General features: G+C 65.3%; 22 protein-coding genes. 13 read left to right on the top strand and 9 right to left on the bottom strand.

Going from position 1 to position 20,106, the window contains the following annotated elements; translation table 11 throughout:
• Nucleotides 1-11: 11 nt before the first annotated feature.
• A complete protein-coding gene (locus OVA12_RS10830; RefSeq protein WP_326493904.1) occupies nt 12-815 on the bottom strand; it encodes a response regulator in 804 nt (267 codons plus the stop codon).
• A gap of 243 nt (nt 816-1,058) precedes the next feature.
• On the opposite strand from OVA12_RS10830, the gene OVA12_RS10835 reads away from it, so the two are divergent.
• Nucleotides 1,059-1,607, top strand: coding sequence for a CAP domain-containing protein (locus OVA12_RS10835; RefSeq protein WP_268137224.1), 549 nt, complete (start codon nt 1,059-1,061; stop codon nt 1,605-1,607).
• Nucleotides 1,608-1,813: 206 nt separating this feature from the next.
• Here OVA12_RS10835 and OVA12_RS10840 read toward each other — a convergent pair whose 3' ends face one another.
• The 3 genes from OVA12_RS10840 to OVA12_RS10850 form a co-directional block, all read right to left on the bottom strand.
• Nucleotides 1,814-2,488 (bottom strand): carbonic anhydrase, encoded by a 675-nt coding sequence (locus OVA12_RS10840; protein WP_268137226.1) that lies wholly within the window; start codon nt 2,486-2,488, stop codon nt 1,814-1,816.
• A 150-nt stretch (nt 2,489-2,638) separates the two neighbouring features.
• A complete protein-coding gene (locus OVA12_RS10845; protein ID WP_106753717.1) occupies nt 2,639-2,950 on the bottom strand; it encodes a P-II family nitrogen regulator in 312 nt (103 codons plus the stop codon).
• A gap of 4 nt (nt 2,951-2,954) precedes the next feature.
• Nucleotides 2,955-3,953, bottom strand: a complete 999-nt coding sequence (locus tag OVA12_RS10850) for a sodium-dependent bicarbonate transport family permease (protein WP_268137228.1) — start codon at nt 3,951-3,953, stop codon at nt 2,955-2,957.
• 204 nt (nt 3,954-4,157) lie between these two features.
• Between OVA12_RS10850 and OVA12_RS10855 the strand changes: the two genes are divergently transcribed.
• The 3 genes from OVA12_RS10855 to OVA12_RS10860 all read left to right on the top strand — a co-directional run bounded on the left by OVA12_RS10855 (nt 4,158) and on the right by OVA12_RS10860 (nt 6,775).
• Nucleotides 4,158-5,210: a MaoC family dehydratase gene (locus tag OVA12_RS10855; protein WP_268137230.1), complete on the top strand. Its 1,053-nt coding sequence runs from the start codon at nt 4,158-4,160 to the stop codon at nt 5,208-5,210.
• A 151-nt stretch (nt 5,211-5,361) separates the two neighbouring features.
• A complete protein-coding gene (locus OVA12_RS23905; protein WP_326493905.1) occupies nt 5,362-5,868 on the top strand; it encodes an amidase family protein in 507 nt (168 codons plus the stop codon).
• A complete protein-coding gene (locus OVA12_RS10860) occupies nt 5,774-6,775 on the top strand; it encodes an amidase family protein (RefSeq protein ID WP_326493906.1) in 1,002 nt (333 codons plus the stop codon). Before OVA12_RS23905 ends, OVA12_RS10860 begins: the two co-directional genes overlap by 95 nt.
• A gap of 3 nt (nt 6,776-6,778) precedes the next feature.
• Here the strand turns inward: OVA12_RS10860 and xerD are convergent, their stop codons facing one another.
• Together xerD and OVA12_RS10870 are read right to left on the bottom strand one after the other, a co-directional pair.
• Nucleotides 6,779-7,702 (bottom strand): site-specific tyrosine recombinase XerD, encoded by a 924-nt coding sequence (xerD, locus tag OVA12_RS10865; RefSeq protein WP_268137231.1) that lies wholly within the window; start codon nt 7,700-7,702, stop codon nt 6,779-6,781.
• Nucleotides 7,703-7,726: 24 nt separating this feature from the next.
• Nucleotides 7,727-7,891, bottom strand: a complete 165-nt coding sequence (locus tag OVA12_RS10870; RefSeq protein ID WP_268138741.1) for a hypothetical protein — start codon at nt 7,889-7,891, stop codon at nt 7,727-7,729.
• Nucleotides 7,892-7,967: 76 nt separating this feature from the next.
• Here OVA12_RS10870 and OVA12_RS10875 point away from each other — a divergent pair, with 76 nt between their 5' ends.
• Genes OVA12_RS10875 through OVA12_RS10885 form a run of 3 tightly spaced genes read left to right on the top strand, consistent with a single transcriptional unit; the run spans nt 7,968 to nt 11,049 of the window.
• Nucleotides 7,968-8,573, top strand: a complete 606-nt coding sequence (locus OVA12_RS10875) for a shikimate kinase (RefSeq protein WP_268137232.1) — start codon at nt 7,968-7,970, stop codon at nt 8,571-8,573.
• A 2-nt stretch (nt 8,574-8,575) separates the two neighbouring features.
• A complete protein-coding gene (aroB, locus tag OVA12_RS10880) occupies nt 8,576-9,706 on the top strand; it encodes a 3-dehydroquinate synthase (RefSeq protein ID WP_268138660.1) in 1,131 nt (376 codons plus the stop codon).
• Nucleotides 9,703-11,049, top strand: coding sequence for an HlyC/CorC family transporter (locus tag OVA12_RS10885; protein ID WP_268137234.1), 1,347 nt, complete (start codon nt 9,703-9,705; stop codon nt 11,047-11,049). The genes aroB and OVA12_RS10885 overlap by 4 nt, the downstream gene beginning before the upstream one ends.
• 234 nt (nt 11,050-11,283) lie before the next feature.
• Here OVA12_RS10885 and OVA12_RS10890 read toward each other — a convergent pair whose 3' ends face one another.
• A complete protein-coding gene (locus tag OVA12_RS10890) occupies nt 11,284-11,586 on the bottom strand; it encodes a BolA family protein (protein WP_268137236.1) in 303 nt (100 codons plus the stop codon).
• A 130-nt stretch (nt 11,587-11,716) separates the two neighbouring features.
• Between OVA12_RS10890 and OVA12_RS10895 the strand changes: the two genes are divergently transcribed.
• From OVA12_RS10895 to OVA12_RS10910, 4 genes are all read left to right on the top strand, one after another.
• Entirely contained in the window at nt 11,717-12,307 is a 591-nt protein-coding gene (locus tag OVA12_RS10895) for a J domain-containing protein (RefSeq protein WP_268137238.1), read from the top strand.
• A 68-nt stretch (nt 12,308-12,375) separates the two neighbouring features.
• On the top strand, nt 12,376-13,362 hold the full coding sequence (gene cobS, locus OVA12_RS10900) for a cobaltochelatase subunit CobS (protein WP_268137240.1): 987 nt from the start codon (nt 12,376-12,378) through the stop codon (nt 13,360-13,362).
• A 5-nt stretch (nt 13,363-13,367) separates the two neighbouring features.
• Nucleotides 13,368-15,284 (top strand): cobaltochelatase subunit CobT, encoded by a 1,917-nt coding sequence (gene cobT / locus OVA12_RS10905; protein ID WP_268137242.1) that lies wholly within the window; start codon nt 13,368-13,370, stop codon nt 15,282-15,284.
• On the top strand, nt 15,281-16,327 hold the full coding sequence (locus OVA12_RS10910) for an esterase-like activity of phytase family protein (protein ID WP_268137243.1): 1,047 nt from the start codon (nt 15,281-15,283) through the stop codon (nt 16,325-16,327). The genes cobT and OVA12_RS10910 overlap by 4 nt, the downstream gene beginning before the upstream one ends.
• A gap of 316 nt (nt 16,328-16,643) precedes the next feature.
• Here OVA12_RS10910 and OVA12_RS10915 read toward each other — a convergent pair whose 3' ends face one another.
• Nucleotides 16,644-17,285: a queuosine precursor transporter gene (locus OVA12_RS10915; RefSeq protein WP_268138662.1), complete on the bottom strand. Its 642-nt coding sequence runs from the start codon at nt 17,283-17,285 to the stop codon at nt 16,644-16,646.
• 23 nt (nt 17,286-17,308) lie between these two features.
• A complete protein-coding gene (gene rpmB / locus OVA12_RS10920; protein WP_268137245.1) occupies nt 17,309-17,599 on the bottom strand; it encodes a 50S ribosomal protein L28 in 291 nt (96 codons plus the stop codon).
• Nucleotides 17,600-18,023: 424 nt separating this feature from the next.
• Between rpmB and OVA12_RS10925 the strand changes: the two genes are divergently transcribed.
• Together OVA12_RS10925 and OVA12_RS10930 are read left to right on the top strand one after the other, a co-directional pair.
• Nucleotides 18,024-18,836: a DUF3108 domain-containing protein gene (locus tag OVA12_RS10925; RefSeq protein WP_268137247.1), complete on the top strand. Its 813-nt coding sequence runs from the start codon at nt 18,024-18,026 to the stop codon at nt 18,834-18,836.
• A 222-nt stretch (nt 18,837-19,058) separates the two neighbouring features.
• Nucleotides 19,059-20,012 carry an acetyl-CoA carboxylase carboxyltransferase subunit alpha gene (locus OVA12_RS10930; RefSeq protein ID WP_268137249.1) on the top strand — a complete coding sequence of 318 codons (954 nt, stop codon included), beginning with the start codon at nt 19,059-19,061 and terminating at the stop codon, nt 20,010-20,012.
• The last annotated feature ends 94 nt before the right edge of the window (nt 20,013-20,106 follow it).

Consider the following 20,106-nt stretch of genomic DNA (forward strand, 5'->3'; position numbering starts at 1 on the left):
CCGAGACTGTTTCAGGTCATCGCGAACATGCGCACCTGTTTGGAGAAGTGCGAATGCCGCAGACCGAACAGGTGATGCAGGATGCTGTCCACATCATCCGGATAGAACGGCTTGCGCAGGAACGCACGGGCCCGCACGCGCTCCGCCGCCTGGTCCAGCGTCGTGTTGTATTCCGTCGACATCAGGATCACATCCGAGGCCCGTGTCAGGCCCGCCAGACGCTCCGCCAGTTCCAGACCGGTCATGTTCGGCATGTTGAAATCGGTGAAGATGACGCGATACGATTTTTCGCTCACCCGCTTGATCGCCGTATGTCCGTCTTCCGCCTCGACGATGTTCAGCTTGAAGATCGACCGCTCCAGCACCTTGCGCACGATGCGCCGCACCGTCGTGGAGTCATCCACGACCAGGACGTCGAACGGCATGTTGATGGTCTCGTAGACCTCGATCACATGCCGCACCTGGCTGGCGCTGAAGGGCTTGGTCAGGAAATCATAGGCGCCAAAAGACTTGAGCTTCTTCTCGGCCTCTTCCGCCAGACCATCCGACATGGACACGGCAAATGTCTTGGAGCCCATCACATGGATGGCCGCCATCACCTCGACGCCGTTGAGCTGCGGCATGTTGATATCGAGGAAAGCAATGTCGAAGGCCTGACGGCTCAGCTTCTCGACAGCATCCTTACCGTCGGCCGCCATTGTAATGTCAAAGCTTCGCCCCGTCGCCAGCAAAGCTTTTTCTATGAACTTCCGCACAGTGCCAGAATCATCCGCAATGATCACCTTGATGGTCTTTTCGGCCAATTCATCCTGCACGACCCAGCATTCCCCTCGACTATTGAGCTCTCTTTGCCCGGTTTATATGACAGGAGGGTAAACATAAGTTCAATAGCATGTAGTTTTAACGATATCCCCCAAGGGAAGATGAAAACGATTTCAAGGACGTGACAGCCAGGCATCTCCTCGTTCCGCAGCGCTCGACATGGCGCATTGCAGCGAAGCGGCCTAATCTCGCCGCTGATTCGCGACGGCGTGGGGCTCAGCAGGAAAGTTCGAGACATGACACTGAAGATGACAGGCCGCCTGATGCGCAACGGCCGGCGCCTTGCCGCGGTTGTGATGGCCGCAGGCGTTCTGGCGCTTGCCGGCTGCCAGACGGAAAAGCCCGTCGAATTGCCCCCGTTCTACCGGGATCTGGCGAGGGTAAACGCCCATGTCGACCAGCAGGCCGCCCTGCAGATGATCAACCAGTACCGGCAGAACAACGGCCTGCGGCCGCTGATGCTGGATCCGGTCCTCGGCTCCATCGCCCAGGCGCAGGCCCAGGCCGTCGCCAGTGCCGACAGCATCCGCGCGGCCCTTGAGCCGCAGAACCAGCTGAAGACCCGCTTGAACGCCATCGGCGAGACCAAGACCAACGGTGTCGAGAACGTCAGCGCCGGCTATCGCACTCTTGCCGAAGCCTTCTCCGGCTGGCGCGAGTCGCCGGGCCACAACAAGGTGATGCTCGACCCGCAGGCCACCCGCATGGCGATCGCAACCACCTACGCGCCGAACTCCAAGTACAAGGTGTTCTGGAGCCTCGTGCTCGCCTCCCCGCGCCAGTGACATAACGCGAGGCTCCCGACAAACCCTCGATCGTCATCCCGGCCAAGCGAAGCGCCGAGCCGGGATGACGGCTGTGAGGTCTCGGTTCGTCTTCTACCTGACAAAGCCCCGGACATCGGCAAAGGACCCAAGGGTCCCTCCGCCTCTCCGCGCTGTCCCGGCCTTGAGCCGGGACCTGTCAGGGACGAAAACCGTCCCCTCACTGTTCAGCTGGCTTCAGCTTCGCTGACGAAATTCTCCGGCGCGCAGCTTTCGAACTTGCTCGTCTCCGGATCCATGATCCTGAGATCGCCAGAACCGATGTCGAACCAGGCGCCGTGCACCTTCAGGCCTTCGTTGCGCATGGCCTCGTCGACAAAGGGAAAGGTCGCAAGGTTTTTCAGCGACTGGCGCACCCCGGCATATTCCATAGCCAGCTGCGGATCATCGAGCTTGTCGACCGGCATGCAGGCCATGGCGATCGCCGCCGGTTCCAGCAGCTTGATCCAGCGGCCAATGAAGGCGCCGGTGGCCAGCGGTGCATTGGCGTTTTCGCGGAAGGCATGGACGCCGCCACATTTGGCGTGGCCCATGACGACGATGTGCTTCACCTTGAGCACCCGCACGGCATATTCAATGGCCGCGCTGGTGCCGTGTTGACCGTCGGTTTCCTCATAGGGCGGCACGAGATTGGCGACGTTGCGCACGACGAACAATTCGCCTGGTCCCACATGGAACACGCCTTCTGGCGTGACGCGGCTGTCGCAGCACGAGATCACCATCACATCCGGTCGCTGGCCATAGATGGCAAGCTGTTCCTGCGTCTCGCGATGCCGGACATAGCCCTTGCTGAGATAGCGGCCATAACCGGCGACCAGATGATTGGGGAAGTCATGTGCCACGTATGTGTGTCCTCGCCAGCATTCAAGGTTCGTCTCGCGGGCGCAGACAAAGCCGCCCCGGTGCTGGGGCGGATACAGTCATGGAATGCCGTCTGCGGTCAACCCGGCAGAACAGCGGACCGGCTAAAAGGCAGACAACCCGACCAGTCGTCAGAACCGCTCCGCCCGCAGCACCTCGCAATCGGTGATGCTGACGACGCCAATATGCTGCTGAACCAGCGGCATCGCCTTCTGCAGCAGGTTTTCGAGCCGTTCCTCTTTCACGATGCAGATGAAGGCCACCATGCCACCGGCCAGCGACACCTGACCCTCTCGGCTCCAAAGCCCCGAGCGGCCGCTGCCGCCCAGCACCGGAAGGATGGTGAAGCCGGTCACGCCAGCCGCCGTCAGGGCCTGCGTCAGGCGCCGCTCCATCGGAGCCTCGATGATGATCTCGACGCGCTTTGCCTTGGTCGTCTGCATGCCCTTACCCTCCGATGCCCAGCCCGGTGGCGATTGCGATGTAAAGCGGAATTCCGACAGTCAGGTTGAACGGGAACGTGATCCCGAGCGACACCGTCAGGTAGACGGACGGATTGGCCTCTGGCAGCGCTACACGCATCGCCGCCGGTACGGCAATGTAGGAGGCCGAGGCGCACAGCGTCATCATCAGCACCACGCCGCCGGTGGACAGGCCCAGCACGGCGCCGGTCCCAAGACCCGCCAGCGCACCGATCAACGGCATGAGGACGCCGAACCCGACCAGCCCCGGCGACAGGATCCCCCGCGCCGCGCGCAGGCCACGTCCGGCAACCAGTCCCATGTCCAGCAGGAACAGGCACAGCACGCCCTTGAACGGGGCAACGATGAAGCTTTCAATCTCGCTCAAGCCCTTCTGCCCGGTGATCATGCCGATGAAGAACGAGCCCACCAGCAGCACGATGGAACCGTTGAGCAGGATTTCGCGCATCAGGCCGCCGTCATGCTGATCGGCTGCGGCGCCGGGTTGCGGCTTGCGCGAGCGGCTGGCCAGCCAGAGCGCGGAAAGGATCGCCGGAGCCTCCATGGCAGCGGCCACCGCCACCATGTAGCCTTCTCCCGGAATGCCGCTGCCCTGCAGCACGGAGCTTGCCGCCACGAAGGTGACGATGGAAATCGACCCGTAGTGACCCGCCACGGCCGCAGCATCCAGCGCCGACAGGCGCGTCAGGCTGCGCACCAGCCCATAGGCTATGAACGGCAGGACAAAGGATAAAAGCACGCCCGCGACAAGCGACAGGCCGAGACGCGCGTCGAGCCCGTGTGACGACACGCTGACACCGCCCTTGAAGCCGATGGCGAACAGCAGGTAGATCGACAGCGCCTTGGCTGCGGCCTCCGGCACCGACAGGTCTGATCGCCCGAGTGCTGCCGCCAGCCCAAGCGCGAAGGACAGGATGATCGGCGACAGCAGGTTTTGCCCGGCCAGGGCGAGTAGGTTTTCCATTCGCTTTACCCCGACATGCCGACACCGGCACGATGCGACCCGACTGCGAGGCCCCAATATACGTGTTTGTTCGTAGCCGCCGATGTAGGTTGTGCCATCGCGCATGACAAGCCGCACCTCCGACAAAGGTCCCACTTGCTTCGCATTGCAGCAACAGGTCAAAGTCGCGGGCAGAAACAGGTCGGTGGCAGTGGGAGTTCAGGCGTGACCAAGACGAACCCGGGCAATTTCTTCGAGGATTTCTACGTCGGCCAGGTGATCCGCCATGCCACGCCGCGCACCGTCACCGAGGGCGACGTCGCCCTTTACACCGCAATCTACGGCCCGCGCTTTGCCGTGCAGTCGTCGGATGCCTTCGCCCGCAAGCTGGGCTATCCGCGCGCGCCGATCGATGACCTGCTGACCTTCCACATCGTCTTCGGCAAGACCGTTCCGGACATCTCGCTCAATGCCGTGGCCAATCTCGGCTACGCTGGCGGCCGCTTCCTCGCGCCGGTCTACCCGGGCGACACCCTCTCAGCCGTGTCGGAGGTGATCGGCCTCAAGGAAAACTCCAACGGCAAGACCGGCGTCGTCTATGTCCGCTCCACCGGCTACAAGTCCGACGGCACGGAAGTGCTCGACTATGTGCGCTGGGTCATGGTCAACAAGCGCGAGCCGGGCAGCCCTGCGCCGGCTCCCGTTGTTCCGACCCTCCCGGAAAGCATTGATCCCGATGCACTCGGTGATGCCTGCCCGATGCTGTCTGCCCATGCCTGGGACGCTGCCCTCGCCGGCAGCCGCTTCCGCTTTGCCGACTATGTTGCCGGCGAGCGCATTGACCATGTGGACGGCATGACGGTCGAGGAAACCGACCACATGCTGGCCACGCGCCTCTACCAGAACACCGCGAAGGTGCATTTCAACCAGCACACCGAAGGTCAGGGCCGCTTCGGCCGCCGGCTGATCTATGGCGGACACGTCATCTCGCTGGCACGCGCCCTGTCCTTCAATGGCCTCGGTTCGGCCTTCCACATCGCAGCGATCAACGCCGGCCGCCATGTCGCCCCGCTCTTCGCCGGTGACACGGTCTATGCCTGGTCGGAAGTCATCGACACCGCCCGGATCGAAGGCCGCAACGACGTCGGTGCCCTGCGCCTGCGCCTCGTCGCCACCAAGAACCGCCCCTGCGCCGATTTCCCCTATTCCGATGACAACGGCGTCTATGCCGAAAACGTCATCCTCGACTTCGACTACTGGGCGCTGATGCCGGTGTGAGCCACCTTGCCCCTTGCGTAAGCTGCAAACTCGCTTGCCTGAACGTGCAGGTAGACGAGCTTTGCGTGCCGTTGCACGGCGCTTGTGCTTGACTGCGTCATTGTCGTGGGTGGAGCTTGTCTGCTCCCGGAAACGACGGCCAGAGGGCACCATGCGCGAGATGACCATTTCCGACCTTCAGGCCGCCCGTGCGTCCGGCAGCCTGACCACCACCGCTCTTGTGGCCACCTTGCTGGAGGCTGCGAAGGCGCGGGCAGGCGACAACATCTTCATCACCCTCGACGAAGCCGGTGCACGCGCGGCCGCAGCCGCGTCTGACGCGGCGGGTGCTGCGCCTTCCGGCCCGCTGCAGGGCGTGCCGCTGGTGATCAAGGACAACATCGCCGTCGCCGGCCTGCCCAATACCGCCGGAACGCCGGCGTTGAAGGACTGGGTGCCGGCAACGGATGCGCCCGTGGTCGCGCGGCTGCGCGCCGCCGGGGCGATCATTCTCGGCAAGACCAACATGCACGAGCTGGCCTTCGGCATCACCTCGAACAATTCCGCCTTCGGTGCCGTCGCCAATGCCTATGCACCGGACCGGATCGCCCGGCGGCTCCAGTGGCGGCACCGGCGCCGCCATCGGCGCGCGCCTCGCCCCGGCCGGTCTTGGCACTGACACCGGCGGTTCGGTCCGCATTCCTGCAGCCCTCAACGGCATCTCGGCTCTGCGCCCCACCGTCGGCCGCTATCCGGGGGCAGGCATCGTCCCGATTGCCCGCACCCGTGACACCGCCGGCCCGATGGCCCGCAGCGTCGCCGATCTTGCGCTTCTCGATGCGGTCATCACCGGCGCAACCGTCGAGCTGCCGGACGTCGCCCCGCAGTCGATTCGCCTCGGCCTTGCCGCTCCCTTCACGCAAGGCCTCGATCCGGCGACAGCCGCCGTGTTCGAGACTGCACTCGACAGGCTGCGCCAGGCCGGCGTAACCCTTGTTCCTGTCGACCTGACGGACATCCGCGACCTCAGCGACCGGGTCGGCATCGCCATCGCGCTCTACGAGATCCGCCGCGACATGGCGGAGTTTCTCGCGGCCAATGAAACTGGCGTCACGCTCGAGGGCCTTGCCGCCGCAATCGCCAGCCCGGACGTCGCCTATGTCTTCTCCGAGTATGTGACTGGCGCCGGCGCGATCCCCGATGCGGTCTATCAGGAGGCGATGCAGGATCTGCGGCCCCGGCTTCAGGCCGCCTATGCAGAAGTCTTCGCGCGCGAACGGCTTGATGCGCTGGTCTTCCCGACCGTGCCGCTGGCCGCCACGCCGATCGCCACCTCCGACCGCACGGTCCGCCTCGATGGCGTCGAGGTTCCGACCTTCCCGACCTTCATCCGCAACACGGATCCGGGATCGAATGCCGCCATCCCGGGCATCTCGCTGCCGGCTGGCGTAACGGCGGACGGTCTGCCCGTTGGTCTCGAAATTGACGGCCCGGCCCATTCCGACCGGCATCTCCTCGCCGTTGCCCGGACCCTCGAGACCCTGCTGCCGGCAACGCCACCGCCGGCCCTCGCCAGGTCCCGCTGAGCCTCAGGCCTTCGCAAGCGGGTGATGTGTCTCGACGAGATCGCGCAAGCGCTCGTCGAGCACATGGGTGTAGATTTGCGTCGTCGAGATATCGGCATGCCCCAGAAGCTGCTGCACCACACGCAGGTCCGCGCCGTTCTGCAGCAGATGCGAGGCAAAGGCGTGCCGCAGCACATGCGGCGACACCTGGTCGGCCTGAAGCCCGACGCCCACCGCCAGCGCCTTCAGGTCACGGGCAAAGGCCTGCCGGGTGAAATGCCCGCTTTCCGAATAGGACGGGAACAGCCAGGGGCTCTCGGCGAAGGCATCCTCGGCCTTGCGCAGCGCCACATAGGCCCGCATCGCCTCTTGCGCGCGCGGGCTCAGCGGCACCAGCCGCTCCTTGCCGCCCTTGCCGCGGATCTCGATCAGCCGCGCATCGCGCAAGGCCGCCCGCACCGGCAGCGCCACCAGTTCGGACACGCGCAGCCCCGAGGCATAGAGCACCTCCAGCAGCGTGTAGAGCCGTGAGGCCCTGAGCTGCCGCCCAGGCGTCTCGTGCACCTGCACCGCATCGAACCGAGCCGCCTCGATCAGGCGGTCCACCTCGGCCACGCTCAGCACCTTGGGCAGCGCCTGCCGTTTCTTCGGCGCCGACAGGATTCGCGTCGGCTCGTCCTTGCGCCGGCCTTCCGCAAACAGGAACTTGAAGAACTGCCTGAGCGCCGACAGCCGCCGGGCTTGCGAGGACGCGGCAAAGCCACGCGCCGTCAGGTCGCTAAGATAGGCGCTGACATCGTCCTGGTCCGCGTCCGAGACGCGCGTCGACCCCAGAAACTCGGCAAAGTCCTCCAGATCCCGCCGGTAGCTTTCCAGCGTGTTCAGCGCCGCGCCACGTTCCGCCGCCAGCATTTCCAGAAAGGTCTCGATGCCGGAATCACCCGCCATTGCTCCAGCCCCCGCCGCGCCGCGCTATCGCGCGAACCCGTCCTTCTGCACCCGGACCGTGATTTCCCGCTCGCGCGGCTCGACCAGGTTCGCCAGCGCAAACACCGCGCCATAACCGAGCCCCGCCAGCACGAGCACGGAGACAATGAGACGGGTCAGCGTGGGCACGGCTTCGGCAACTCCTTGCATCGACTCAATTGCGACGCGCTTGCATTTTGTCGGAATATGATAAAAGGCCCGGTAACAGACACAAGGGAGGACAGCCGTGGGGGCAGCCGGATCGGGCACACTCATCACCGACGAACGCGCAGCCCGGCTCGTTGCGGCCCTTGGAAGCCGCTGTCTGGTGCTGGTCGGCATCATGGGCTGCGGCAAGTCCAGCGTCGGCCGCCGTCTTGCCCAGCGCCTCGGCCTGCCCTTTGTCGACGCCGACACCGAGATCGAGACCGCTGCCAACATGACGATCTCCGAGATCTTCGCCGTGCATGGCGAACCGGAGTTCCGCCGCGGCGAGGAACGCGTCATCGCCCGCCTCTTGCAGGAAGGGCCGATGGTTCTGGCCACCGGCGGCGGCGCCTACATGAGCGAAGCCACCCGCAAAGAAATCGCCCGCACCGCGGTCTCCGTCTGGCTGCGCGCCGATTTCGACACGGTCATGAGCCGCGTGCGCAAGCGGCCGACGCGGCCGCTGCTGCAGAATGCCGACCCGGAAGGCACCATGCGCGCCCTCCTGGAAAAACGCGAACCCGTCTATGCCCTGGCCGATCTTGCGGTCTGGTCCCGGGACGTGCCCCATGAAACCGTGATGGAAGACATCATGCTCGCCCTTGAGGACCATCTGTCCCTCGGGCCGGACAAGACCTCCGAGTGACCATGACCCTGCCGACGCACACGCCGCCCATCACCGTTCCCGTTGACCTGGGGGACCGGTCCTATGACATCCTCATCGGCCGCGGCCTCCTCGCCTCTGCGGGCGAGCGCATTGCCGCGCTGATGCCGGGCGGCCGGCTCGCCATCATCACCGATGCCACCGTCGCCCGGCTGCATCTCTCCACGCTCACCGCAAGCCTTGATGCCGCCGGCGTCGGCTACACGGTGATGACCGTCCCGCCGGGCGAGCAGACCAAGTGCTTTGCCGAATACCAGCGCCTGTGCGACGAGGTTCTGGCTGCCCGCCTGGAACGCGGCGATGCGGTGCTCGCCTTCGGCGGCGGCGTCGTCGGCGATCTGGCCGGCTTCGTGGCCGCTTCCGTGCGCCGGGGCATGAGCTTCATCCAGATCCCGACCACGCTCCTGTCCCAGGTCGACAGCTCCGTCGGCGGCAAGACGGGCATCAACTCCCGTCATGGCAAGAACCTCATCGGTGCCTTCCACCAGCCGGATCTCGTCCTTGCCGACACCGCCCTGCTCGACACGCTGAGCGAACGCGAATTCCGCGCCGGCTATGCGGAAGTGGTGAAATACGGCCTCCTCGGCGATGCCGAGTTCTTCGCCTGGCTTGAGACCAACTGGCGCGATATCGTCTCGGGCGCACCGGCCCGCGAGGAAGCCGTCGCCCGCTCCTGCTTGGCCAAGGCGGCAACCGTGTCCGCCGACGAGCGCGAGGCCGGCCAGCGCGCCCTGCTCAACCTCGGCCACACCTTTGGCCACGCGCTGGAATCGGCCGTCGACTACGCCAACGAGCGCCTGGTGCATGGCGAGGGCGTGTCCATCGGCATGACCCTAGCGCATCAGTTCTCTGCCCGCCTTGGCCTCATCGACGATGCCGTCGTCGACCGGGTCACCGCGCATCTCGCCGAGGTCGGGCTGCCGACGCGCATCGGCCAGATCCCGGGCCAGATGCCACCGGCGCAAACGCTGCTGGACATCATCGCCCAGGACAAGAAGGTCAGCCGCGGCGCGCTTACCTTCATTCTCACCCGTGGCATTGGACAGGCCTTCGTCGAAAAGGGCGTTGACCCTGCTGCCGTGCTCACCTTCCTGGAGGAGAAGCTGCGATCATGATCGAAACGACGCTTTGGGTCACGGCAGGCGCCATCCTCTGCCTCCTGGTCATGTCGGCCTTCTTCTCCGGCTCGGAGACGGCCCTGACAGCCGCCTCCCGCGCGCGCATGCACCAGATGGAAAAGGCCGGGGACGGGCGGGCCGCACTGGTTGCTCGGCTGATCATGACGCGCGAGCGCCTCATCGGCGCGCTGCTGCTCGGCAACAACATCGTCAACATTCTCGCCTCGTCGCTGGCCACCAGCCTGTTTCTCGGCCTGTTCGGCGAGGCCGGTGTCGCCATCGCGACGCTGGTCATGACGGTGCTCGTCGTGGTGCTGTCGGAGGTTATGCCCAAGACCTGGGCCATTTCCAACCCGGACCGCTTTGCCCTCGCCGTTGCGCCGCTGGTTCGGATCCTCGTCGCGGTCTTCGGCCCGGTGGTGATCACCATCGAATGGATCGTGCGCTTGATCCTGCGCATCTTCGGCGTGCGCGTTGACGACAACGCGGCAGTGCTCTCCGCCCATGACGAGCTGCGCGGCGCCGTTGACCTGCAGCATCTGGAAGGCGGCCTCGTCAAGGCCGACCGCGACCGCCTCGGCGGCCTGCTCGACCTCGCCGAGCTCGAAGTCTCCGACGTGATGGTCCACCGCACCAACATGATGGCCCTCAATGTCGATGAGGACGTGTCAAAGCTTGTCGATGCTGCCCTTGCTGCGCCCTACACCCGCATGCCGCTGTGGAAAGGCGAAAGCGACAATTTCGTCGGCGTCCTGCATGCCAAGGATCTGCTGCGCGCCCTGAAGGCCGCCGATGGCGACTTCAGCCGGCTGGACGTGATGAAGATCGCTACGCCGCCCTGGTTCGTGCCCGACACCACCAGCCTGCAGGACCAGCTCAACGCCTTCCTCAAGCGCAAGTCGCATTTCGCCTTTGTCATTGACGAATACGGCGAGGTGCAGGGGCTGGTGACGCTGGAAGACATTCTCGAGGAAATCGTCGGTGAGATCGCCGACGAGCACGACATCGAACTGACCGGCGTGCGGCCGCAGGCCGATGGCTCGGTCATTGTCGATGGCTCGGTTCCCATCCGCGACCTCAACCGCGCCAACGACTGGAACCTGCCCGACGACGAGGCCACCACCATCGCCGGCCTCGTCATCCACGAGGCCCGGATGATCCCCGACGAGCGGCAGATCTTCACCTTCCACGGCTTCCGCTTCACCGTCCTGCGCCGCGAACGCAACCGCATCACCCGCCTGCGCATCATGCCGCTCAACGCCAAGGACATCAAATCCGCCGCCAAGGCCCAGGACGCAAGGGCGGAGAAGCAGACCGCCACGCCAGCGAAAGTGGGTTAGTCCGTTTTGGGGCAGGGAGCCAAGAACCGGTCACGGCCCCCTCCCCTCGTCGCTCCTGCGAAGGCAGGAGCCCAGTACCCACGGTGCACTTTGGGATTTTCAGCGGGAATCCAAGCCAAACATCAGCACGAGGCACCGCCAGTGCCCACCGCCAACCACCTCGGTTACTAGGCTCCTGCCTGCGCAGGAGCGACGAAGGTGAGGCTGCCGGGACAGCGCGGAGGGTGTTACCCCTCAAACCGCTCCGCTCACCCGGGCAGCGCGCGGGTCCGGCTCGTCCGGGGACCGAACTTCGATGGCCAGCGCATGCACACCGGCGGCGAAGCAGGGGGCAAGCACGCCGTTGATCGCCCGGTGACGGTCGACCCGTCCCTTGCCGGCGAAGGCCTCGGCAACAATGCGGACACGGAAGTGGGTTTCCCCGCCCTCGCGCCAGCCACCATGGCCCTTGTGCTTGTCGGATTCGTCGATGACCGTGAGTTCGCTCGGCGCGAAGGCATCGGTCAGGAGGTCGGTCATCTGCTGGCGAATGGTCATGCACTATGTTCTGTCCATATGCCCCCCGCGCGTCAACCCTGTTGCAAGGATGCCCGCCGGACGGAAACCCTTTCTTTTATTCCCCCCGCTAACCTTGTTCGTTCGAGCCACCCTCTCCATAATCGGGCCCATGAAACTGGATTCCAAACTGTTCGACCGGATCCGCGTCAAACCAGACAAGGACCGGGTCGATGAAGACATCTTCCCGCCCTGCCAGCACCCCGGCTGCGCGCGCCCCGGCACCCACAAGGCGCCTCAGGGCCGCGACCGCGAGGGGCAGTACTTCTTTTTCTGCATCGATCACGTGCGGGACTACAACAAGACGTACAACTACTTCACCGGCATGGATGACGACGCGGTCCGCATCTACCAGAAGGACGCGCTGACCGGACACCGGCCGACCTGGAAGATGGGCGTCAACAAGGAGGCCGCACAGGGGCCTGATGGGCATGATCCACGCACGAACGCCCGGCCCCGCGCGTATGCCCGGCATGGCGGAACGACGCACACGCGGGATCGCAAGCTTCTCGCCCTTGAAAAGCGGTCGTTTGATGTGCTCAATCTGTCGGAGAAGGCGCGTGGCGACGAGATCAAGGCGCGCTATAAGGAATTGGTGAAACTCAATCATCCGGATGCCAATGGTGGTGACCGGTCGTCCGAGGATCGCCTGCGGCAGATCATTCAGGCCTATAACGTCCTGAAGAAAGCCGGTTTCTGCTAGCTGGTGCGTTCGCGCCGGCTTTCCCCACATGACCCTGACCCCGGCCCGGCCGAGGCAGCGGAGGACCGATGACTGACAAGATGACCGTGGCCGAAGGCATGCCCGACACCGAAGTTTCCGTCGAAGAGGTGTTCGGCTTCCGCAGTGACCTGAAAGTGCCTGCCTACAAGACCCCGACCGAGCATGTGCCGGACGTGGATCCTGATTACCTGTTCGACCGGCCGACGACGCTGGCCATTCTCGCCGGCTTTGCGCGCAATCGCCGTGTGATGGTGACCGGCTATCACGGCACGGGCAAGTCCACCCACATCGAACAGGTTGCAGCGCGCCTCAACTGGCCCTGCGTCCGCGTCAACCTCGACAGCCATATCAGCCGTATCGACCTGATCGGCAAGGACGCGATCGTCCTCAAGGATGGCAAGCAGGTCACCGAATTCCGCGATGGCATTCTGCCCTGGGCCTACCAGCACAACATCGCGCTGGTGTTCGACGAATATGACGCCGGCCGTCCGGACGTGATGTTCGTGATCCAACGCGTGCTGGAATCCTCCGGCCGCCTGACCCTGCTCGACCAGAGCCGCGTCATCCGCCCGCACCCCTGCTTCCGCCTGTTCGCCACCGCCAACACGATTGGTCTCGGCGACACATCCGGCCTCTATCATGGCACGCAGCAGATCAACCAGGCGCAGATGGACCGCTGGTCGATCGTCACCGCGCTGAACTATCTACCGCATGACAATGAAGTCGGCATCGTGATGGCCAAGGCAAAGCACTTCCAGGGTGCCGAGGGCCGTGCGACCGTCTCGAAGATGGTGCGGCTTGCCGACATGACCCGTTCCGCTTTCGTCAACGGCGACCTGTCGACGGTCATGAGCCCGCGCACCGTGATCACCTGGGCCGAAAACGCCGAGATCTTCGGTGACGTCGGCTTCGCGTTCCGCCTGACCTTCCTCAACAAGTGCGACGACACCGAGCGGTCGCTGGTTGCGGAGTTCTACCAGCGCTGCTTTGGCGAGGAACTGCCTGAGTCCTCGATCAAACTGGTTATGAGCTGAGCACCATGGCAGGTCCAGGCAGCAACAGCGGCGGCGGCACCAAGGGACAGGCGCCGAACGAGCCCTTCAAGCAGGCCGTTGCCGGCACGATGCGCGCCATCGCCGGCACGTCCGAGCTTGAAGTCATCTTCTCCGGCGACCGTCCGGCGCTGGCGGGCGGTTCCGCCCGTCTGCCCGAGCCGGCCCGCAAGCCATCGTCGCGCGACATCGCCATCACCCGTGGCCTGTCGGATTCGATGGCGCTGCGCCTTGCCTGCCATGATGCAAAGGTCCACCAGAAATCCATGCCGAAGGGCGGCGACGCGCGCGTCATCTTTGACGCCGTCGAACAGGCCCGCTGCGAGTCCGTCGGCGCGTCCCGCATGCCGGGCGTTGCCGATAATCTCTCGGTCATGCTCGACGACCGCTACACACGTCAGGGCGCGATGGACGTGTCCCGGCGCGAGGATGCGCCGCTGGTTGATGCCCTGTCGCTGATCGTACGCGAGCGCCTCACCGGCGCGCCGCCCCCGCCGGCGGCCGCAAAGCTCGTGTCGTTGTGGCGCGACTGGATCGAGCAGAAAGCCGGCAAGGATCTCGACCGGCTGGTCACCCGCCTCGACAATCAGGCCGCCTTCGCCGGCCAGATGCGCAGCGTCCTGACCGCCCTGGACATGGGCGAGGACTTCGGCGACGAGCCCGACAAGACCGAAGACCCGGAAGAAAGCGACGACAGCGGCCGCAACGAGGATTCCGAAACCGGCTCCGACAACCAGGAGCAGGAAGGCGAGGAAGAAACCGCGCCGCAGGAAACCGAAGTCACCGGCGAGGAAATGGCCGCCGGCGAGACCGAAGCTGCTGACAGCGACAGTTTCGACATGGAGGACCAGGACCTCGACATGGAGGCCGAGGAGCCGGGCGAAAGCCAGCGCCGCGAGCTGCCCCAGTCGAACAAGCCGGTCACCGACTACCGCGTCTACACCACCCGCTTCGACGAGGAAGTCTCGGCGGAGGATCTGTGCGACGTCGCCGAGCTGGAGCGCCTGCGCGCTTTCCTCGACAAGCAGCTCGTCAACCTGCAGAGCGCCGTCGCCCGCCTTGCCAACCGTCTGCAGCGCAAGCTGATGGCGCAGCAGAACCGCTCCTGGGACTTCGATCTCGAGGAAGGCATCCTCGACACCGCCCGCCTCACCCGCGCCGTAATCGACCCGATGCAGCCGCTGGCGTTCAAGCAGGAGCGCGACACCAACTTCCGCGACACCGTGGTGACCCTGGTGCTGGACAATTCCGGCTCCATGCGCGGCCGCCCGATCACCGTCGCCGCCGCCTGCGCCGATATTCTTGCGCGCACGCTGGAGCGCTGCGGCGTCAAGGTCGAGATCCTCGGCTTCACCACCAAGGCCTGGAAAGGCGGGCAGTCGCGCGAGGCCTGGCTGGCCGCTGGCAAGCCGGCCCAGCCCGGCCGCCTCAACGACCTGCGCCACATCATCTACAAGGCCGCCGACGCGCCCTGGCGCCGCTCGCGCCGCAATCTCGGCCTGATGATGCGCGAGGGGCTCCTGAAGGAGAACATCGACGGCGAGGCGCTTGACTGGGCCCACCGCCGCCTGCTCGCCCGCCCGGAAAACCGGCGCATCCTGATGATGATCTCCGACGGCGCGCCGGTGGACGACTGCACCCTGTCGGTCAACCCGGGCAACTATCTCGAGCGCCATCTGCGTTTCGTCATCGACGAGATCGAGAACCGCTCGCCGGTGGAACTCATCGCCATCGGCATCGGCCATGACGTCACCCGCTACTACAGCCGCGCCGTGACCATCGTTGACGCGGAGGAACTGGCGGGCGCCATGACCGATCAGCTCGCCGACCTGTTCGAGGACACCTCGCAGCAGGCCACCGGTGGCCGTGGCGCAGGTCGCGGCAGAGCAAGACGGCGCGCATGACCGGCCGGTTCCGCTGGGCCGGCCTGTCAGCGCCAGGCCTCGGTCTGGCGCTGGTCCTGAGCCTTGCCACGCCGACGCTCGCCGTCGGCCCGCTGTTGGCCGATGGCACGCCGGTCGCCATTTCCGCCGCGCGCATCGAACGGTTCCAGCAGGGCAGCGATGCCACCGGCTTCGGCAGCCTGACGTTCCTCGGCGGCCTCGACCTCACCTCGTCGAACCGCGATGTCGGCGGCCTCTCCGGCCTGATCATCCTGGACGGCGGTTCGGACATACTGGCCGTCACCGACAACGGCCTCTGGTTCGCAGCAGGCATCCAGCAGTCGCCGGACGGCGCGCCCATGGCCCTGCGCAATCCCCGCTTTGCCCCCATGCTCGATGCCAAGGGCGTCGAGCTGCGCAAGACCAGCTCCAGCGACACGGAGGCCGTCACGCTTGGCCGCAATCGCGGCAAGCAGGAGCTGTTTGTCGCCTCCGAGCGCAGCAACCGCATCCTGCGCTTTGCCTGGCCGCTGACCAGTGGTTCCAGCCGGCTGATCTCCGGTGTCGAGACGCCCAAGGCCCTGCGCGAACTGCGCGGCAACAAGGGCATTGAGGCCCTCGCCGCCGCTCCTGACGACGGCCCGCTCGGCGGCGCGCTGGTGGCCATCGGCGAGCGCGGCCAGAGCCAGGCGCACAACCTGCCCGGTTTCATCATCGGCGGCCCGCGCGCCGGCAGCTTCGAGATCGAGCGCTCCGACAATTACGACGCTACCGACGCCGCCTTCCTGCCCGGCGGCGATCTGCTGCTGCTGGAGCGCCGCTTCAACCTGCGCGACTGGGTCGGCATGCGCCTGCGCCGCTTTGCCGCCGCCGAGGTAAAGCCCGGTGCCGTGCTCAAGGGGACGGTCCTGATGGAAGCCGGCCCGTCGCACCAGATCGACAACATGGAAGGGCTGGCGGTGCATCAGGACGCTGCAGGCCGCACGATCCTGACGCTGCTCTCCGACGACAACCGCTCCCTGCTCCAGCGCACCCTGCTGTTGCGCTTCCGCCTCAACGACTAGACCGCCGGAAGCAAGAAGGCCCGGATCAGACAATCCCACCCGCGTCATCCCGGCCCAGCCGAAGGTGAGCATCTTGCTCCGTGTCACCCCGGCCGAGCACCGCGAGAGCCGGGGCCAACTCGTTTGCAGAGCCGAAGAGATGAGCCGAGGCGCAACGGCAGCCGCGTGCCTGGCGCTGGAGCGAACCCTGCTGCTCTGTAAACGAGTAGACCCCGGGCCTCCGCTTCGCTGCGCCCGGGTTGACGCCAGCTACACGTAAAAAAAAGCCCCGGACCATCGGCCCGGGGCTTTTTTCGTTTCATCGCAAGCCGTGCTGTCAGGCCGCGCTCTGCTGCGGCGCGGGCATGATGATCGCCATCAGCACGCGGTACGGCGCAAGCAGCGCGATCGCCACCAGCATCTTCACCGAGAAGTCACCCAGCGCCCAGGAGATCCAGCGCGGCACGTCCGTGGCAAACACGCCGAACAGCGGGGCCAGCTCCAGCGCGAAGGCGTCATCGCCACCGAACAGCGGCGAAAAAGCGATCGAGAAGAAGATGATCGTGTCGATGATCGAGCCCAGCAGCGACGAAATGAACGGCGCCTTCCACCAGGTTGCCTGACGCAGCCGGTTGAACACGGTCACATCCAGCAGCTGCGCCACCAGGAAAGCCGTGCCGGAGGCAATGGCAATGCGCGGCGTCGCCAGCCAGATCGACAGGGCCACCGCCAGCACGAAGCCGGCATAGACCACCTGGCGCGCGGCCTTCGGGCCAAAGCGGCGGTTGGTCAGATCGGTGACGAGAAACGCCGCCGGATAGGTGAACGCACCCCAGGTCAGCAGATCGGCCAGCACGATGCCGCCGAGCGTGCCCTGAACCGGGAACTGCACCAGATAGTTGGACGCCAGAACGACAATCGCCATCGCAGTGACTGCGATGGCGATCCGTCCGGCAGAGAAAGTCTCGGCCTTGTTCATCATGTCACCCTTGGGGTGTGGTCTCACGCAGCTTCAGCCTGACGACGCTTGACCTCTGCCTTGATCAGGCGGGCCTTGTCGGACAGTTCACCATCGGAAGCCTTGACGAGGAAGGCATCGAGGCCGCCACGATGCTCGACCGAACGCAGGGCGTGCGCGGAAATGCGCAGCTTGAAGCTGGCACCCAGCGTGTCGCTGATCAGCGAGACGTTGCACAGGTTCGGCAGGAACCGGCGACGGGTCTTGTTGTTGGCGTGAGAAACGTTGTTGCCGGACATCACGTCCTTGCCGGTCAGCTCGCAGCGGCGTGCCATGGGATCACCCTTTATACTTCTGTCCGGGCCACAAGGGTCCCGGGATTGTTACAGCCGATTTGCGGCGGACCGCGAGGTCCGGCAACGTCACCACCGGCCAATTTCGGAAAAATCGGGGTTCGTATACTGGCCTGGACGGACAACGTCAAGGCTTCGCCGACGAACGAGTACCAAACAATGGTTTTTGGTGGCGAAACGCGATATTTTAACCAAGCAGTTACCAAGCTGCCCGGAAAATCACCGTGTCGAGCCAGCGCCCGCGCCCTTTGCCGTGTCGCCGGTCTACCCAAGTTTCCGCCGGTTGTCGTCACGCGCCTGAGTGACAATGCCGGTCAGCCCTGAGTAAATCGCACCGGACCCGTCAGGATGGACGGGACACCGAGGAGGACATGTTGTGTCGAGGATGACGAAAGCCGGATGGCGCGTGACCATCTCTGCCGGCGCAGGCCTTCTTGCGGCCGCGCTGGCCGGTGAGGCTGCGCTCGCCAAAAGCACCAAGGTCGGCGGCCTCTACGACATTACGGTCGCAGGCCTGACGGTCGGCCGGGGCACCATGTCGCTCGTTCTGCAGGGCAACGCCTACTCGGCGAAGGTCGGCATCGAGCCGGCAGGCATCGGCAGTGTCTTCTCCACCGGCAAGGGCGGCGCTGAGGCCTCCGGCTGGCTGGTGGGCACCAAGGTGGTGCCGTCGAAATACACGATGACCTCCCAGGCCGCGAGCCGCGACTTCTACGTCTCGCTGCTGCAGGGCTCGGGCAGCATCCGCGACTACGAGGCAACGCCGGCGTTCAAGCCGGTGCCGGATCGCATCGAGGTCACCAAGAAGCATCGGCAGAACGCGATGGACCCGCTGAGCGCGGCCCTGATGCCGGTGTCGTCCGGCAAGGCCGGGCTCTCGCCCGCAGCCTGCAACCGCAAGCTCCCCGTCTTTGACGGCTGGACGCGCTTTGACATCCAGCTGAGCTACAAGGAAACGCGTGAGGTTTCCGGCCGTGGCTACGATGGCCCGGTGGTGGTCTGTTCCGCCAAGTGGATCCCCGTTGCCGGGCATCGCCCGGGCCGTGAGCAGGTCCAGCAGATGGCCAGCGCCGATATCGAGACCTGGCTGGCTCCGATGGGTCGCAATGACGTTCTGGTCCCCTACCGCATCTCGATCCCGACCAAGAGCGGTCAGATGATCGTGGAAGCTGCCAAGCTGAAGCTCGATGGCTCCGGCACGGATCAGGCCGCCCGTTAAGGCCGCAGCCTGTGCCTTGCTGTCCCGGCCTTGAGCCGGGACCGGGGTCCCGCCTGACGAAACACCTGCCTTGCACCTCGACAGGTCACCTGTTACAGCGCCCGCTTGACTTGAAAGGCCTTGCTGTCCAGTGTCGCGCCACGACATAAGGCCAGTCCCAAACGATCGGCCGAGGCGAATGAGCGATGCTCGATCCGTCTGCGGCTTTCAGGTAACCGGTTCATGCACAGCTATCTCGAGTTCGAAAAACCCGTCGCCGACATCGTAGGCAAAGCCCAGGAGCTCAAGGCTCTGGCCGCCTCCGGCGAAGCCGTCGACGTCGATGCCGAGGTCTCCCGGCTTGATGCCAAGGCAAGCCAGACGCTCGCCGACATCTATGCCAAGCTGACACCCTGGCAGAAGACCCTGGTCGCTCGTCATCCGGACCGGCCGCACGCTGCCCACTACATCGCGGGCCTGATCGAGGACTTCACTCCGCTGGCGGGCGACCGCCATTTCGGCGAAGATCAGGCGATCATCGCCGGTTTCGGCCGCTTCCGCGGTCAGTCGGTCGCAATCCTGGGCCAGGAAAAGGGTTCGGACACCGAAACCCGCCTGCGTCACAATTTCGGCATGGCCCGTCCGGAAGGCTACCGCAAGTCGGTTCGCGTGATGGATCTGGCCGAACGCTTCGGCATTCCGGTCATTTCGCTGGTCGACACGGCCGGCGCCTATCCGGGGAGCGGAGCTGAAGAGCGCGGCCAGGCGGAAGCCATCGCCCGCTCCACCGACCGCTGCCTCAGCCTTGGTGTGCCCAGCATTGCCGTGGTCATCGGCGAAGGCGGCTCCGGCGGCGCGATCGCCATTGCTGCCACCAGCAAGGTGCTGATGCTGGAACATGCCGTCTACAGCGTGATCTCGCCGGAAGGTGCCGCCTCCATCCTGTGGCGCGACAGCGCCCGGGCGCAGGAAGCGGCCACCAACATGAAGATCACGGCGCAGGATCTCCTGAAGCTCGGCGTTATCGATGGCATCATCGAGGAACCGGTTGGCGGCGCCCATCGCGCACGCGAGATCATCATCGACCGGGCCGGAACCGCCATCGAGCGCGCGCTGGCCAGCATGGCATCGCTGTCGGCGGACGAGATCCGTCGTCAGCGCCGCGACAAGTTCCTCGCAATCGGCCGCTCACTTTAACGCCACTGCCGTGGCTTTGCCGCATTTGCAGGGATCAATCCCGCTCGGGCCGAAAGGTCCGTCAGGTCGATGGCAAACCCTGACCTCACCGCCG

Source organism: Pannonibacter sp. SL95 (assembly GCF_026672425.1).
In the GTDB taxonomy this organism is placed as follows: domain Bacteria; phylum Pseudomonadota; class Alphaproteobacteria; order Rhizobiales; family Stappiaceae; genus Pannonibacter.